Here is a 15,478-nt window from a genome sequence, read left to right as displayed (position 1 = left end):
GCTTATTCGATTTCTTCTTTCACGACCTTGCCGGTGACCGGATCAAAGTAGATCTCGACTTTGCGCTTGTCTTTGTCCCAGCCGTAGATCTCGTAGCAATTGCCGCTCGTGACTTTGAACTTCTTGATGTTGTAGCCCTTGGCCTTCAGGTCTTCTTGAAACTTGGCCTGGTCTTGCCATTGAGCTTTGTCGGTTGTGGTGCATTGAGTCCCGGCGAAAGCCAGGGGGGAGGCGGCAAGAAGGGAGAGCAACAGAAGTTTACGCATGGGTTTTCCTCGAAATATTGTTGTTGTCCGACAACGCGAGAGATTCTCAATCAGTCTCGCGCGCTGAAGGGTAGTTGAGCTTTTGATCGCTGTCACGATGTTGCTATTCACTGAAGAGAGTCTTGAGTCACAGACACCTGTGGCGAGGGAGCTTGCTCCCGCTTGAGTGCGTAGCACTCACAAAAATCGACGATTGTTGTCAGATTTTTGGGGCCGCTACGCAGCCCAGCGCGAGCAAGCTCGCTCGCCACAAAGGTAGGCATGACTCAGAACCGATAGTTGGTGCTCAACTCCAGAGTTCGTGGTGCTCCGGGGGGATCAGGTCCACCGAGCCATGGGCCGAGGCGTAATAGTCCTTGTCGAAGATGTTACGCAAACGTAGCGCCATGTCCCATTTCGGCAAGTTGTAGAGCAACGCCGCGTCCACGGTGGTGTGGTGTAAGCGGGCATAACCACTTGGTTATCCGGGGCACATTCGCCGTTGACCCGTATATGCGAGAAAACGTATATTCGGAAAAGCGCATATACCTGTATTCACCTTAGATCCGTGAACACCCAACGCTGAGAAACCCAATGGCTGACCAACTGACGCCGACCACCGTTTTCAAATGCCTGGCTGACGACAACCGGGTCCGCATGATGCTGCTCATCGCCCGGGAGGGAGAGCTGTGCGTCTGCGAACTGACCTGTGCATTGAATGAGAGCCAGCCCAAAGTCTCCAGGCACCTGGCACAGTTGCGCACATGCGGATTGCTCTCGGACCGTCGGCAGGGCCAATGGGTTTACTACCGACTGCACCCCAATCTTCCGGGCTGGGTGCATCAGGTGCTGACCGTGGTGCTCGAATCCAACGGGCATTGGTTGGACCCGGATGCCAAGCGCCTTGAAGAAATGGGTGACCGTCCTGAACGGGCAGCGGCCTGCTGCCCGGTTCGATGAACAACAAAGACAGAGCACAACAAAATGACTATCAAAGTGGGCATCAATGGTTTTGGCCGCATCGGTCGTCTGGCTCTGCGCGCAGCCTGGAGCTGGCCAGAATTCGAGTTCGTGCAGATCAACGATCCAGCAGGCGACGCAGCCACGCATGCGCATCTGCTGAACTTCGACTCGGTGCATGGCCGTTGGAGTTACCAGGCCGACTCCGAGGGCGACAGCATCGTCATCGACGGCAAACGAATCAAAGTCACTGCCAACAAGGCGATTGCCGACACTGATTGGTCGGGCTGCGATCTGGTGATTGAAGCCAGCGGCAAGATGAAGACCGTCGCGGTGCTTCAGGCTTACCTCGATCAGGGCGTTAAACGTGTGGTGGTCAGTGCGCCGGTGAAGGAGCAGGGCGCGCTGAACATCGTCATGGGCGTCAACCATCAGCTGTTCAACCCGGCGGAACATCGCATCGTCACCGCTGCGTCGTGCACCACCAATTGCCTCGCTCCAGTGGTCAAAGTGATTCATGAAAAGCTGGGCATTCGCCACGGCTCGATTACCACCATCCACGACCTGACCAACACTCAAAGCATCCTCGACCAACCCCACAAGGATCTGCGTCGAGCGCGAGCTTCGGGCATGAGTTTGATCCCGACCAGCACCGGCTCGGCCACCGCCATTGCCGAAATCTTCCCGGAACTGCGCGGGCGTCTGAATGGCCATGCCGTGCGCGTACCGTTGGCCAACGCTTCGCTGACCGATTGTGTCTTTGAAGTCGAGCGCGTCACCACGGTTGAAGAAGTGAATCAGTTCCTCAAGGACGCCTCCGAGAATGAACTGAAAGACATCCTCGGTTTCGAGGAGCGTCCGTTGGTGTCCATCGACTACCGCACCGACCCGCGTTCATCGATCATCGATGCGCTGTCCACGATGGTCATCAACGGCACCCAGGTCAAACTCTATGCTTGGTACGACAATGAATGGGGTTACGCGAACCGCACCGTCGAACTGGCCAGAATGGTCGGCCTGGCGGTTTAAGGAGCGGTAATGAAAGCGTTGTCAGCCCTCGCTCCGTCAGTGCGGCAGTACCTGCTCGTGACGGGCAATTACTGGGCCTTCACCCTCACCGACGGTGCTTTGCGCATGTTGGTGGTGCTGCACTTTCACGCGCAGGGCTACAGCCCGCTGCAAATCGCGGCGTTGTTTCTGTTCTACGAACTGTTTGGTGTTATCACCAACCTGGTGGGCGGTTATCTTGGTGCTCGACTGGGCTTGAACCGGACCATGAACATCGGGCTGGGGATGCAGGTTGTGGCGCTGTTGATGCTGACGGTGCCAGTGGCCTGGCTGACGATTCCTTGGGTGATGGGCGCGCAGGCGTTGTCGGGGATTGCCAAAGACCTGAACAAAATGAGCGCCAAAAGCTCGATCAAGCTGTTAGTGCCCGATGGGCAGCAGGGCAAGCTTTACCAATGGATAGCCATCCTCACCGGCTCGAAGAACGCACTCAAGGGTGTCGGTTTCTTTCTCGGTGGGGCATTACTTGCCCTGATCGGGTTCAAGGGAGCACTGCTGGCCATGGCGGGTGTTCTGGCGCTGATCTGGGTCAGCAGCTTGATTCTGTTAAAAAAGGATCTGGGCAAGGCCAAAGCCAAGCCCAGGTTTCGCGACATCCTGTCCAAGAGCCGGGCCATCAACATTCTGTCAGCGGCGCGGATGTTTCTGTTCGGTGCTCGCGATGTCTGGTTTGTCGTGGCGTTGCCGGTGTACCTGAGCAGCGTCTTTGGCTGGGACTTCTGGAAGGTCGGCGGGTTTCTGGCGGCCTGGGTGATCGGCTACGGCATCGTGCAGTCGTTCGCGCCGCGCATTACTGGCAAGCAACGAGGGCATGTTCCTGATGGCCGGGCTGCGTTTCTATGGGCGCTTGCTCTGGCAGGCCTGCCCGCGGCAATCGCGCTGGGGCTGAACACCGGGTTATCGCAACAGGTGGTGTTATTGGGCGGCTTAATGGTCTTTGGCGCGCTGTTCGCGGTGAACTCCTCGCTGCACAGCTATCTGATCGTGTCCTATGCCAAGGAAGACGGCGTGTCGCTGGACGTGGGTTTCTACTACATGTCCAACGCCATGGGCCGGCTGATCGGCACCGTGCTCTCCGGCTGGGTTTATCAGGCTTTCGGGCTGGAGGCGTGTCTATGGATATCCAGCCTGTTTGTTATTTTCGCGGCATTGATCTCCGTGGCGTTACCAAGGCATGCCGAAGTGCGTTAAATGCCCTGAAAGCGGCTGTTTCACGCGCTTTACTTAAACTATGAAAGTTTGATTTCTAGTAGGTTATTCATGCGCGTGCCATTTTTCAGGCGTCAAATGGTTGAAGTTTGTTGTATGTATCGAAAAGCAATTGGTCTTAGCACAATTTATTTGTACGCATTTGTTACAGCTTCAGCCATAAATAAACGCACCCGGCCGCTGCAAGGAAAACTACAAGAACCTGACAACTAAAAGTTTCGCCACAATAAAAATCGAATCCTCTTATAAGTCGGTGATTATCATGATTAAAATCATGACCTACTTTTTAACAGGAGCTGTTCTTGCAGGATGCAACGGTATGGTAAAACCCGACTTGTCGGGGCCTGCCAATGATTCATACTTTTCCGTCTTCTCGGGCTTTCCCTTGCCCTATCTGTACATGGCCTCGGCCGTGCAATGGAACGAAGACTATGCCGTCACCACCCGCCACACCCCCCTCATCCGCCACGTGGAATACAGCTGCAGCACAGGCTGCGACCTTGTTTTCATCCAGCACAAGGCCGACGGCCGCTACCCGTCTTGGCGCGCACCGCGTGTGGGTGAACACATCACTGCCGTGGGGGCGAGCCCCTACATGACGACTGTCACCGGGCAAGGCAAAGTGTACCCGGCGCCTTTCATCAATAGCGAGGAAGGCAGCGGCGAACGCTATGCCATCCATGATGCCCCGATGATCAAGGGGATGTCGGGTGGTCCCGTCATCGGCAATGACGGCAGCATTGTCGGTATCAATGTCGGTTTTTTCTCCACCACACTCCACGATGTTAGTTTTCACCCCGGATTGAAGGGGGCTGAGAGAGTCAGCATCTTTATCCCTTACTCGATCATTCAGCGTGAATGGGCGTTGATGCAGGTGAAACTTAACGATCCGCATGGCGCGAAGTACGCGAAGAAGTAACTTCGCATCGTCAATCAATTAGCCGCCGGGGTGTGGATCATCGTATTGGGCACGATGAGCTACATCTTGGCTGGTTAGTTGAATCCAGGCGTATATTGATTGTGTCGATCCAGATCATTGAGGCGATAGCAGATCGCTGACGGTGTGACAGACGAGAGGCTGGGGGGCTAGCAGATATCCCAGAACGTTTGGAGGTGTGACATGAGCCAATATCAACGACTCTTTCTAATCGCCGGTCCCACCATGCGTCACACGCCGGCGCTGCAGCGGGCCGTCGCCATTGCCGAAGCGACTGGCGCGGCGCTGCATATCACGGTGCTTATCGAAGACTTCAACATCTTGGGTTTGATCCACGCCAGTGCACGGTTTCGTGAAGCATGTCAGCAAGAGAACGAAAAATGGCTCAAGGATGAGGCCGATATAATTCGCGGGCGCGGAATCAACTTGAGTACCGAGGTGCTTTTCACGCGCGACGCTCTGCAAGAGATCCTTCAGCACGTGGCAACAACGCAGGCGGATCTGGTTATCAAGGACGTGCAGCATGAGTCGGCGCTCAAACGCGTTTTCATCACGCCTCTGGATTGGCATCTACTGCGCGAGTGTCCGGTGCCTGTCCATCTGGTCAGCGAAGTCAGTTGCCCACTTCCGCGGGTGATCGTGGCGGCAGTCGATCCGTCGCACCCAGAGACTCAGATCATTGGAATCAACGATTTGATCATCCAGGCTGCAAACGACCTGGCAACGCAATGCCATGCAGAAATGCACCTGCTGTATGCCTACGATCTATCGCAGACGCATATCTCCGATGCGGGCGCGGGTGCAGTCACGATGCCTGGCTTCAACAGCGACGTGCGCAAATCTTTGCACAAGGCATTCATCGCATTGGCCGATCGCTACGGCGTGCCCACCGAACGGCAACACTTCGTTGCAGGGCCGCCAGGTAAAGCACTGGCCGACTTTGCAGCGCATCACAGGGCCGACGTGATAGTCATGGGCAATGCGCATCGCAAGGGGCTGGAGAAGTGGGTGGGCAGTACCACGGAGCATGTTTTGTATCGGGTACCCTGCAACATTCTCGCCGTCGCCGGGCAAGCGGATCAATGAATGGATCCGTTATTAAGTGAACTGGAAAGAGGGCTTCGGCGGCCGGCTCGGGATTTTTTCAGGGCGCGTGCCGAGATATCCCGGTAGGTGTCACTATCGGTCGCCGCGAGCAGCTTTCCACCGTCCTTCAGTGTGGCCATAAAGGTCACCTCGGTGTTTTTTCCGGCGAGTAGATAACCGGCAATGGCCCCAACGGGACCGAGCAACATGGCACCCGCGAGCCCCAAGCCTATGGCGGACTTTATATTCTTATTGGAATCGGTGTTCTGAATGGTTAGATCTTTAAATTCAGAGACCGGGAAGCTGGTTCCAACCCGGGGTTTGAGGGACGTTTTGAGGGTGATGGTTCCAAGGTGATATTCCCCGTCGCCCTGCGGGAAGTCACCGGCGAGTACTGTGATCTTTGCCATATGGAGTTTTCTCTTGGGCGATCATTTTTGGGTAGGACATTGCGCGCGCCCAACGTCAAAACGTCAACGATCCGACGATGAGTGGCATCGCTAGATTTGCCGCTCACAAGTATCAGTCCTGTAAAACAATTTCATTATCAGGCGTAGGCCATTTTCAGGAGACCTGACCCGGCACTCCGACATGGACGTTTTATAACGTTTGGCTAAAGCAGGCAGAGAGTGCGCTTTAATTCTCCGCTGGTCCGACAGGTTTAATCGTGATCAGGATCAAATGCTCGGCATCATCAACAGACCTTTCAGCCGAGAGGGTTTAACGGGGGATTAATGGACTTCTGGACCACCACGCAGGTATCGATTCTAGGGTTGGTTGAAGGGCTCACAGAGTTCTTGCCCATCTCCAGTACGGGACACCAGATTATTGCCGCGGACTTGCTCGACTTCGGCGGTGAGCGAGCCATGGCGTTCAATATCATCATTCAGTTGGGCGCTATTCTGGCGGTCGTCTGGGAGTTTCGTCACAAGATTCTGGAGATCACCAGCGGCTTGCCGACCCAGCGTAATGCGCAACGTTTCACACTGAATTTATTGATCGGATTCTTGCCGGCGGTTGTCCTGGGTGTGATGTTCGCCGACAAAATCCATGAGTATCTGTTCAACCCGATCACCGTGGCCGTGGCGCTGGTGATAGGTGGAATCATCATGTTGTGGGCGGAGCAACGTGAGCATGTGGTGGTTATCGATCACGTGGACGAAATGCGCTGGACCGATGCCTTGAAAGTCGGTTGCGCACAGTGCCTGGCGATGATCCCCGGCACTTCGCGCTCGGGTTCGACGATTATCGGTGGGTTGCTGTTCGGCCTGTCACGCAAGACGGCTACCGAGTTTTCATTCTTCCTGGCGATGCCGACGATGGTGGGGGCCGCGGTGTACTCGGGCTATAAATACCGCGACCTGTTCCAGTCCGCAGACTTGCCGGTGTTTGCCTTGGGGTTTGTTGCCGCATTTCTCTTTGCGATGATTGCTGTGCGCGGTTTACTCAAGTTCATCGCCAACCATAGTTATGCGGTGTTCGCCTGGTACCGGATCGCGTTCGGTTTGCTGATCCTGGCGACGTGGTTTTTGGGTTGGGTCGATTGGAATCATCTCTCGGAAGGGGCGTAGGTTTTCCTCTATTCATAAAAAAACGCCGCGTTTTGAGCGGCGTTTTTATATGGGTTTGAAGGCGTACTAAATCTTGTTAACCCCAGCCAGTGGCAGGCTGATGTGCTGTTCACGCTGCAGGAAATTCATCATCAGCAGCACCCGTTCCTCGCCGTCCATGGCCAGGAACACCGCCTCGAGATCGGAGAACGGGCCTTCAGTGATGCGCACCGTATCTCCATGTCTCAACAACGTTGTCACGATCGCCTGGCTGTCTCGTTCCTGGAGCTCGTCGATCAGCGCATCGCGGATCGGCAGTGGCTGGCCGCCGAACCCGACGACGCGCGAAACGCCGCGGGTCGAGCGTAGCGGGCCCCAACTGTCCTGAAGGCTCAGTTGAATAAACAGATAACCCGGAAACAGAGACTCACTGATCACTCGACGCTGCCCGCGCAAAACGCGCTCACGCCGGTAGGTCGAGCGAAAACAGGCATAGCCCTGGCGCTGTAAATGTTCTTCGGCGCGCTCATCCTGTTTGGGTTTGCACTGAAGCAGGTACCAGGCTTTGTCGGCGTGTTCTGCAATCGCGTTCATTCAAATTCCCTCCCTGCATCGATTTGCCCCAGTAGTTCGGCGGTTTTGTGCTGCATGAGCGAGCTGTCGCCACGACTTTCCACGGTCAGGCAAATCACGCAACCATCGTCCAGAAGACGCAAGCTGAGACGCCAGTCGGCAAAGACCAGGCTCAGCCCATCGCTCTCGTCGATGTCGAGGGCGTCGGCGGCGTAACGCTGCCTGATGCTCGCCAGCAACGTCGGGCCATCCTTGACGTGACGCTGGATTTCCCCGGAGGAGGGGAACGCACCGATGCGCTCCACTAACAGCACCGGTGGTTTCTGCACACGGGAAAAGATCAGTTCCGACGCATAGGCGCGCACGATGCGGTACGCGAGATTGTTCTTAAGGTCAGCGCCATACGGGCGGCGACTGTCACCTGCCTTGAAACCGCTCAATGTCTTCATAGAGGCTTCGTCCATAGGGAAATAAAGACCGAAAAATCGATTCGATAACGCACGCGCTTGTCTGGGGTCAACGCTGTCACAAGGTGTTCTGATGCAGGTGCTCGAAACAGAAGTTGGTGGCTTCGATGTAACCTTCGGCGCCACCGCAATCGAAACGTCGGCCCTTGAACTGATAAGCCAGTACGCAGCCGTTCTGGGCCTGCTTCATCAATGCGTCGGTGATCTGGATTTCACCGCCCTTGCCAGGCTCGGTGTCAGCGATCAGGTCAAAGATATCGGGGGTCAGAATGTAGCGACCGATAATGGCCAGGTTGGACGGGGCGTCTTCCGGGCGGGGCTTTTCGACCATGCTGTTGACCCGGTAAATACCCTCGCGAATCAGCTCGCCGGCAATCACGCCGTACTTCTGAGTTTGCTCACGGGGTACTTCCTGAATCGCCACAATCGAACAACGGAACTGCTCATAGAGCTTGAGCATTTGCGCCAGTACGCCATCGCCTTCCAGATTCAGACACAGGTCATCGGCCAGCACCACGGCGAATGGCTCATCACCGATCAACGAACGACCGCTGAGAATGGCGTGCCCCAGGCCCTTCATCTCCACCTGACGGGTGTAGGAGAAAGTGCAGTTATCGATCAGCTCACGAGTGCCTTCCAGGAATCGCTCCTTATCGGTGCCACGAATCTGGTGTTCCAGCTCGAAGCTGACATCGAAATGATCCTCCAGCGCTCGCTTGCCCCGGCCGGTGACGATGGCCATATGTTGCAGGCCGGCGTCGCGCGCTTCCTCGACGGCGTACTGGATCAGCGGCTTATTGACGATCGGCAGCATCTCCTTCGGCATGGCCTTGGTGGCGGGCAAAAAGCGGGTCCCATAGCCGGCAGCGGGGAATAGGCATTTACGAATCATGGAAACGTCCTTGAAAGTAGACAGATGGAATGGCTAATGGCAGTAGGAAAGGTTCGACTAGGCTGTCGGAACCGGCACGCTGGAGAGTGCGGGCTCTAAATGGCTCGATCACTCGTGAAAAATGTTGGCAACGCTGCGGGGGCAGCGAAAGGCCTGTACGCCATGTTTCGCGCAAGGCGAGGGCAGAGAGAAATATCGTGCGGTCGGTTGGCCGGCGAGCATCCCTGGTTATTCCACGGCATGCTCTTGACGTAACCCGCTGTAAACAAAGTTATTGCCCAAGGCATCTCTATACCCAACTTCTAACCGAATGTCTGACGCCCTGGCAATGCACTAACGGAACAGCTATATATTAGCTGCTCTCTATTTTGGTGTAATTTAGATTGAACGGTAGCGGGAAAACGGTAATTGTTATAAATCGTCTGGATAAATTTTTGAACTGTTATTTTCAGCGTTCAAAGAGTGAAATGTTATTTTTTGTCTGAAGAAAAAGTTGGGGGCTGTTCAAGTGTCATGGTAATAAATACGCACTGATTGTTTTTAAAATTGCAGCTGCATTTACCGGGTTGATCAATGCCCGGCCTCATTCGTAGTTTAAAGCTCTTATGTTCGGCAAGTGCTATGTCACCGCCAATGTTGACAAGACGGGGAATGTTATCTTGCTTAAAAGGGTTTTGATTGTCTGCGTCGGCAATATTTGCCGCAGCCCCACCGCGGAGCATCTGCTGCGCGGGGCACTCGTTCATTCCGATATCGAGGTCAGCTCGGCGGGCCTTGCCGCCCTCGCGGGCAAACCCATCGAGTCGACGGCACACGCCGTACTCACGGAGCACGGTCATCTGCCCCATGAGCACGAAGCCGTTCAACTCACATCTCAAGCCGTCAGCGAGGCGGACTTGATACTGGTGATGGAGCGACGGCATGTCAGCGGAGTACTCAACATTGCCCCCGAAGCGCGAGGCAAAGTGTTGCTACTGGGCAAATGGCAAGACGATCGCGAAATCAGCGACCCCTACCGTCAAGGCAAACCTGCTTTTGTGCACGCTTATGCGTTGATCGAAGAAGCCGTACTCGCATGGGCACAGCGCCTGGCGCGCTGATGGCCACTCCTTTTTGAATCGTAATACAGGCAAAGAATCCGACTTATGCAGCAAGCACCGGTAGTTAATGTGCGGGACGACGACAATGACGAGATTGATCTTCTCGGCTTGTTTGGAACACTTATCGACCATAAATGGCTGATTGCCGCGGTTACCGGCGCATTTATGGTGGCTGGTGTAGCGTTCGCGGTGCTGGCGACGCCGGTATACCAGGCGACTGCGTTGTTGCAGGTTGAGGCGAAGAAGAACGATTTGTTGGGCTTCTCCGATGTCAGCAGCATGTTGGGAAAAGAGTCGCCTTCTGCGACTGAGATCGAGCTGATCAAGTCTCGTGCGGTGATCGGCAAGACGGTCGATAACCTGAAGCTTGATATCGTCATACAACCGATGTACCTCCCGGTGGTCGGTGAGTTCCTGGCGCGTCGATTCCAAAATAAAAATCCCGGTGAAATAGCCGACCCTTTGTTGGGGTTGAACAGTTTCGCCTGGGGAGGGGAGTCGCTGAAGATATTCAAACTGGATCTTCCCGACTCGCAATTGGGCAAGAAGTTGACCCTGACCACGGGTGAAAATGGTCATTACACCCTGGTGGACGAAGACGACAACGTATTGGCAGCCAGCCAGGCTGGACAACTTTTCGAACAAAATGGCGTTGCGTTTCAGATAGAAGAAATGCACGCCAATCCTGGAACTCGTTTCAGAATCATCCGCAATTCTCGCCTGACCAGCATCCTCGACTACCAAGAGGATTTGGATATAGCCGAGCGCGGAAAAGAGTCTGGCATGATCGGGCTGGCGCTGGAAAGTACAGATCCGGACCAGGCCATAAAAACACTCAATGAGATTGCCGCTATTTATGTGCGGCAAAACGTAGAGCGCACTTCAGCTGAGGCAGCGCAGAGCCTGGCGTTTCTCAAAGAACAACTTCCGGTGGTCAAGAAGGACCTGGAAAAAGCCGGGAATGCCTTGAATGAATACCAGACGCGCAGCAAGTCCGTGGACATCACGCTCGAAACCAAAGCCATTCTCGATCAGATTGTCGGGCTTGATACCAGCATCTCAGAGTTGAAATTGCAGCAAGCCGAGATGGACCGAAAATTCACCCGCCAACATCCCGCCTATCGTGCATTGTTGACCCAGATTGGTGAGTTGAGCAGCAAGCAGAAAAGTTTGGCGTCCAAGGTGGAGAGCCTTCCCTCCACCCAACAAGAATTGCTGAACCTTACCCGGGATGTAGAAGTCGGTACGGCTATTTATACCCAGTTGCTGAACAAGTCTCAGGAACTGGATGTGATGCGCGCGGGCACCGTCGGTAACGTGCGTCTGATCGACACTGCGGACGTCAATTTTCTCAAGCCGGTCAAACCGAAAAAAGCCATGATCGTGCTGATCGCCACAATTCTTGGCGGCTTCCTGGCGGTGGCCCTGGTGCTGGTACGCAAGGCGTTGAACCGGGGGCTGGAAAGCCCGGAAGCCATCGAGCAACTTGGGTTGCCGGTCTACGCTTCGATTCCTTATAGCACTCTGCAGAAAACCGAAGAAGACAAAGTCTCCCGCGGACGAGGGCGTTCCGCAGGTTCTACTTTGCTGGCCATCAGTCATCCCACCGATCTGGCAATTGAGGCATTGCGCAGTTTGCGGACCAGTCTGCACTTCGCCATGCATGAGGCCGACAACAATCGCCTGATGATTTCCGGGCCGAGCCCTCAGGTAGGTAAAACGTTCGTGTCGGTCAACCTCGCGGTGGTGATAGCACAAACCGGGTTGCGGGTATTGTTGATCGACGTCGACATGCGCAAAGGCTATCTGCACAAAGTGTTAGGTACTTCTTCAGACAATGGGCTTTCCGATATCCTGGCCCGGCGCTGCGATGTGGCCACCGCTATCCATAAGACCGGAATCGACAACTTCGATTTTGTCAGTCGAGGCCAAATCCCGCCCAATCCTTCCGAATTGCTGATGCACGCCAATTTCAGCGCGTTATTGGAGCAGGTGAGTAAGCAATACGATCTGGTGATTCTCGATACGCCGCCACTATTGGCGGTGACAGACGCGGCGATCGTCGGACGCCAGTCTGGAACCAATCTGATTGTGACGCGCTATGGCCTGAACCCGGCGAAAGAAATCGAGTTGACGGTCCGCCGGTTTTCCCAGAATGGCGTTGCCATTAAAGGTGCGATTTTTAACGGTGTGGAGAAAAAGGCCTCCAATAAATATGGCTACAGTGATTATGGTTATTACCACTATGACTACGCCTCCGACAAAAATTGATGAGCATTGAACAAGGTCGCGTCATAAGTTTAGGTTTTTGACGGCGTTATTGTTGTTCTTGAGTTCTTATCGTTTATTGCTGCGCCGGATCATTAGCCAATAGGCATGATCCCGATATTTCATGGAAACACCACGTCCTGAGGAAGATGACGAAAAATCCTGGGGCGGTAGCGTGTCTTGTGCAGCCTCTTTCCTCATCGATCATTCTTGCCGTCGAACTTTAAGGTTATTAAGGAACCTAGGATTTCTTAGGTTTCCAAGTGGACGGAGTGAGCCAAAAACTAACGTTTGTATCACAGGTAATCATCATGAAAGTCACTGTATTCGGAATTGGCTACGTAGGTCTTGTTCAAGGGGCGGTTCTAGCCGAGATTGGCCACGATGTAATTTGTGTGGACATAGATGAGCAAAAAGTTAGAAACCTGGAGCAGGGGATTATTCCAATCTATGAGCCTGGGCTGGAAGTCTTAGTCAAAGAGAACTACAGCGCTGGAAGATTGAAATTCACTACAGATGCTATAGCTGCAGTGAAACATGGAGAGGTTCAATTCATTGCGGTAGGGACACCTCCTGATGAGGACGGATCTGCGGACCTGAAATATGTGCTGGCGGTTGCCGAAACGATAGCAAGTAACATTGAAAGCGATTGTATTATCATTAACAAATCTACCGTTCCTGTTGGGACGGCCGATAAAGTGAGGGACCGAGTTGCGAGCGTACTTTCTCAACGTGGCCGCACGGATCTCTCATTTGACGTCGCATCGAATCCGGAATTCTTAAAAGAAGGTTCTGCAGTATCTGACTGCATGCGTCCGGATCGGATAATTGTCGGAACAGAGCAGGCTAGCACAGAAGCAGTCATACGCGACCTCTATGCTCCGTTCAACCGAAATCACGAAAAAATAATTGTCATGGATATTCGCAGCGCTGAGCTGACGAAGTATGCAGCTAACTGCATGCTTGCAACAAAAATCAGCTTTATGAATGAGATTTCTAGTTTGTCAGAAATGCTCGGAGCTGATATCGAGATGGTACGAAAAGGCATAGGTTCAGATCCAAGAATTGGCTATCACTTCATCTATGCGGGATCCGGCTATGGTGGATCGTGTTTTCCCAAGGATGTAAAAGCCCTCATTAAAACTTCCGAGCAGCTAGACTTTGACGCAACACTGCTGAAGTCGGTAGAAGCAAGAAATAACGACCAGAAAAGTGTGATTTTTAGAAAAATAATTAACCACTACGGTGGAAATATTGCAGGAAAAACATTCGCTCTTTGGGGCTTAAGTTTTAAACCGAATACTGATGATATGCGTGAAGCACCCAGTCGCGTACTGATTGAGGCTCTATGGAAAAACGGCGCCAAGGTTAGAGCGTATGATCCGGAGGCAATGGAAGAAACTCAACGAATTTACAGTAATCGTGATGACTTGAGTCTGTGCGGAACCAAAGAAGAGACCTTAAAAGAAAGCGATGCCTTAATCATTATTACCGAATGGCAGGCTTTCAAGGCGCCCGATCTGGATCAAATTAAAAGCCAACTTCGTGAGCCTGTAATATTTGACGGAAGAAACCTTTTCAACCCTCAAAAGCTTAAAGACAAAGGTATTAAGTACTACTCCATAGGCCGCCAGTAGTTTTGCAAAGTGAAGCGGGGGCTTTAGCCCCCAACTTCAAACAGGTTCTCCTGATGATATTCCAGGCATAGACCAGCAGCCAATGATTCAAGTCGTCATGTTCATATTAAGCGCAATGGTTGCCGCTCTTGTAGTCGTCAACCACTTAAAAATTTGGCTACCAAGACACAATGAACATACTAAAATCGAAATCACTTCACTTGCTATGCATTCGAATTGTCGGTGCCATAGCAGTGCTGCTTGCAAATATTGTTATTCTAAAAATAGAAAGCAGTGATTTGGCAGGGCTATTTCTTGTTGCGTACACTATATTTCAGATCTCCGCAGTTATGGCGCGCTTCGGATCGGACATCCATTTGGTAAGAAATTATTATAAACAGTCAAGCGAGGAAGTGCAGGATTGCTTCAATCAATCTGTAGTAGTTAGCCTTCTGATGGGTTCAATACTGATCCCGATTACATACTTTATTGGAGGTTTCTACGTCCAACACTGGAGTAGCATCTCAAGCGCGAGCAGTGACCACTCGACTATACTTCTTATATTTTTATTGATCCCTCTGTTTTCTGCCGCCAATACGATTTTTTTTATATATCAAGCCAGGCATAAGACCATCATTCAAATCCTCGGCATCAATGTCATTCAGCCCTGGGTTTTTTTGGCTTTTTATCTATCGATTAAACTCGCCACTCACTTTGATTTTCTATCGTTAGCTTCCGACACAACCATTGTAGTCTCGTTCTATGCCTCCATTTTAATTTACATGATTGTCTCTGTTGTGCTTGCAAAAAAAGCAGGCATGACTTGGGCTCCGATATCTGCGCTATCTAAGAAGCCACTGAATAAAATTCTAGCCTCACAACTGAAGTTTGCATCCGCAACGATAGGAACCCAGTTAGTGGGCTGGTTACCTTTTCTATTAGCCTCCTTGTTTTTAGGTGCTTCATTTGCTTCGGTCTTTAACATACTTCAAAGACTGGCCATGCTTTCAACCTTTATTTCAGTATCAATAAATTCTATATCAGCGCCTCAGTTTTCAGAGTTTTCTAGTCGATCCAATTATCAAGCCATAAAAAAAATATTCTGGTCCAACACAAAGAAATTAACTTCCTTCTCCTGTATTTATCTGGTTTTTTTGCTGGCCTTAGTAAGGTTTAGTGGGCAAATACCGGAAAATTTCCACGTTGCATGCTACATCGTATTGTTGGGCTATTTTGTAAATTGCTCTACGTCGGTATGCGGATATTATTACCAGAATGCCTCAAATATCTACCATCTTAACGTAGCACTGTATCTGACTGTCGCACTGTCTCCCTTCGTGACTTATTGGCTTTTAGGGGGCTGGGGTGTATTGGGTGCTGCAGTTGCCATCGGGAGTACCATTGCGTGCATTAATGCAATTCTATTTCCTCTAGCCACAATAGACCTTAATCGGCGCACATCGACAATGGCCATTAGTTCAATTCAATCGTAGCTAAACTATCAGGT

The 15,478-nt window shown here is 52.5% G+C and carries 15 protein-coding genes and 1 pseudogene; 10 read left to right on the top strand and 6 right to left on the bottom strand.

The features are described from left to right. Positions 1-2: 2 nt before the first annotated feature. Positions 3-266, bottom strand: a complete 264-nt coding sequence (locus AB3226_RS03650; RefSeq protein WP_367372070.1) for a PepSY domain-containing protein — start codon at positions 264-266, stop codon at positions 3-5. Positions 267-532: 266 nt separating this feature from the next. Beyond that, positions 533-731, bottom strand: a pseudogene (locus AB3226_RS03645) (hypothetical protein); the annotation flags it as partial. 108 nt (positions 732-839) lie between these two features. Here AB3226_RS03645 and AB3226_RS03640 point away from each other — a divergent pair. The 5 genes from AB3226_RS03640 (at position 840) to AB3226_RS03620 (ending at position 5,505) form a co-directional block, all read left to right on the top strand. Next, complete coding sequence (locus AB3226_RS03640) at positions 840-1,205, top strand: metalloregulator ArsR/SmtB family transcription factor (protein ID WP_367372069.1); 366 nt, start codon at positions 840-842, stop codon at positions 1,203-1,205. 24 nt (positions 1,206-1,229) lie between these two features. After that, a complete protein-coding gene (locus AB3226_RS03635; RefSeq protein ID WP_367372068.1) occupies positions 1,230-2,234 on the top strand; it encodes an ArsJ-associated glyceraldehyde-3-phosphate dehydrogenase in 1,005 nt (334 codons plus the stop codon). Between the two features lie 9 nt (positions 2,235-2,243). Beyond that, the gene (arsJ, locus tag AB3226_RS03630) at positions 2,244-3,464 is read left to right on the top strand and encodes an organoarsenical effux MFS transporter ArsJ (protein ID WP_367372067.1); all 1,221 of its coding nucleotides are present in this window, start codon (positions 2,244-2,246) and stop codon (positions 3,462-3,464) included. 337 nt (positions 3,465-3,801) lie between these two features. Beyond that, on the top strand, positions 3,802-4,401 hold the full coding sequence (locus AB3226_RS03625) for a serine protease (RefSeq protein WP_367375747.1): 600 nt from the start codon (positions 3,802-3,804) through the stop codon (positions 4,399-4,401). Between the two features lie 201 nt (positions 4,402-4,602). Beyond that, positions 4,603-5,505 carry a universal stress protein gene (locus tag AB3226_RS03620; protein ID WP_367372066.1) on the top strand — a complete coding sequence of 301 codons (903 nt, stop codon included), beginning with the start codon at positions 4,603-4,605 and terminating at the stop codon, positions 5,503-5,505. Here the strand turns inward: AB3226_RS03620 and AB3226_RS03615 are convergent. Beyond that, positions 5,499-5,915 carry a hypothetical protein gene (locus tag AB3226_RS03615; protein WP_367372065.1) on the bottom strand — a complete coding sequence of 139 codons (417 nt, stop codon included), beginning with the start codon at positions 5,913-5,915 and terminating at the stop codon, positions 5,499-5,501. The genes AB3226_RS03620 and AB3226_RS03615 overlap by 7 nt on opposite strands. A 324-nt stretch (positions 5,916-6,239) precedes the next feature. On the opposite strand from AB3226_RS03615, the gene AB3226_RS03610 reads away from it, so the two are divergent. Beyond that, positions 6,240-7,076 carry an undecaprenyl-diphosphate phosphatase gene (locus AB3226_RS03610; protein WP_367372064.1) on the top strand — a complete coding sequence of 279 codons (837 nt, stop codon included), beginning with the start codon at positions 6,240-6,242 and terminating at the stop codon, positions 7,074-7,076. 66 nt (positions 7,077-7,142) lie between these two features. Here the strand turns inward: AB3226_RS03610 and rfaH are convergent, their stop codons facing one another. The 3 genes from rfaH to galU form a co-directional block, all read right to left on the bottom strand. Beyond that, positions 7,143-7,649, bottom strand: a complete 507-nt coding sequence (gene rfaH, locus AB3226_RS03605) for a transcription/translation regulatory transformer protein RfaH (RefSeq protein ID WP_052965259.1) — start codon at positions 7,647-7,649, stop codon at positions 7,143-7,145. Next, on the bottom strand, positions 7,646-8,077 hold the full coding sequence (locus AB3226_RS03600) for a phosphomannomutase (RefSeq protein WP_367372063.1): 432 nt from the start codon (positions 8,075-8,077) through the stop codon (positions 7,646-7,648). The genes rfaH and AB3226_RS03600 overlap by 4 nt, the downstream gene beginning before the upstream one ends. A 76-nt stretch (positions 8,078-8,153) precedes the next feature. Next, positions 8,154-8,987 (bottom strand): UTP--glucose-1-phosphate uridylyltransferase GalU, encoded by an 834-nt coding sequence (gene galU, locus AB3226_RS03595; protein WP_367372062.1) that lies wholly within the window; start codon positions 8,985-8,987, stop codon positions 8,154-8,156. Between the two features lie 605 nt (positions 8,988-9,592). On the opposite strand from galU, the gene AB3226_RS03590 reads away from it, so the two are divergent. The 4 genes from AB3226_RS03590 to AB3226_RS03575 all read left to right on the top strand — a co-directional run bounded on the left by AB3226_RS03590 (position 9,593) and on the right by AB3226_RS03575 (position 15,464). Further along, positions 9,593-10,087 (top strand): low molecular weight protein-tyrosine-phosphatase, encoded by a 495-nt coding sequence (locus AB3226_RS03590; protein ID WP_367372061.1) that lies wholly within the window; start codon positions 9,593-9,595, stop codon positions 10,085-10,087. A gap of 45 nt (positions 10,088-10,132) precedes the next feature. Next, positions 10,133-12,358: a polysaccharide biosynthesis tyrosine autokinase gene (locus AB3226_RS03585; protein WP_367372060.1), complete on the top strand. Its 2,226-nt coding sequence runs from the start codon at positions 10,133-10,135 to the stop codon at positions 12,356-12,358. Between the two features lie 308 nt (positions 12,359-12,666). Beyond that, positions 12,667-13,992 (top strand): UDP-glucose/GDP-mannose dehydrogenase family protein, encoded by a 1,326-nt coding sequence (locus AB3226_RS03580; protein WP_367372059.1) that lies wholly within the window; start codon positions 12,667-12,669, stop codon positions 13,990-13,992. 233 nt (positions 13,993-14,225) lie between these two features. Continuing rightward, a complete protein-coding gene (locus AB3226_RS03575; RefSeq protein WP_367372058.1) occupies positions 14,226-15,464 on the top strand; it encodes a lipopolysaccharide biosynthesis protein in 1,239 nt (412 codons plus the stop codon). Positions 15,465-15,478 lie beyond the last annotated feature (14 nt).

Source organism: Pseudomonas lini, from assembly GCF_964063345.1.
GTDB classification, from domain to species: domain Bacteria; phylum Pseudomonadota; class Gammaproteobacteria; order Pseudomonadales; family Pseudomonadaceae; genus Aquipseudomonas; species Aquipseudomonas lini_B.
Note: the sequence above shows the minus strand (reverse complement) of the source record. Positions and strands in the feature narration are given on the sequence as shown.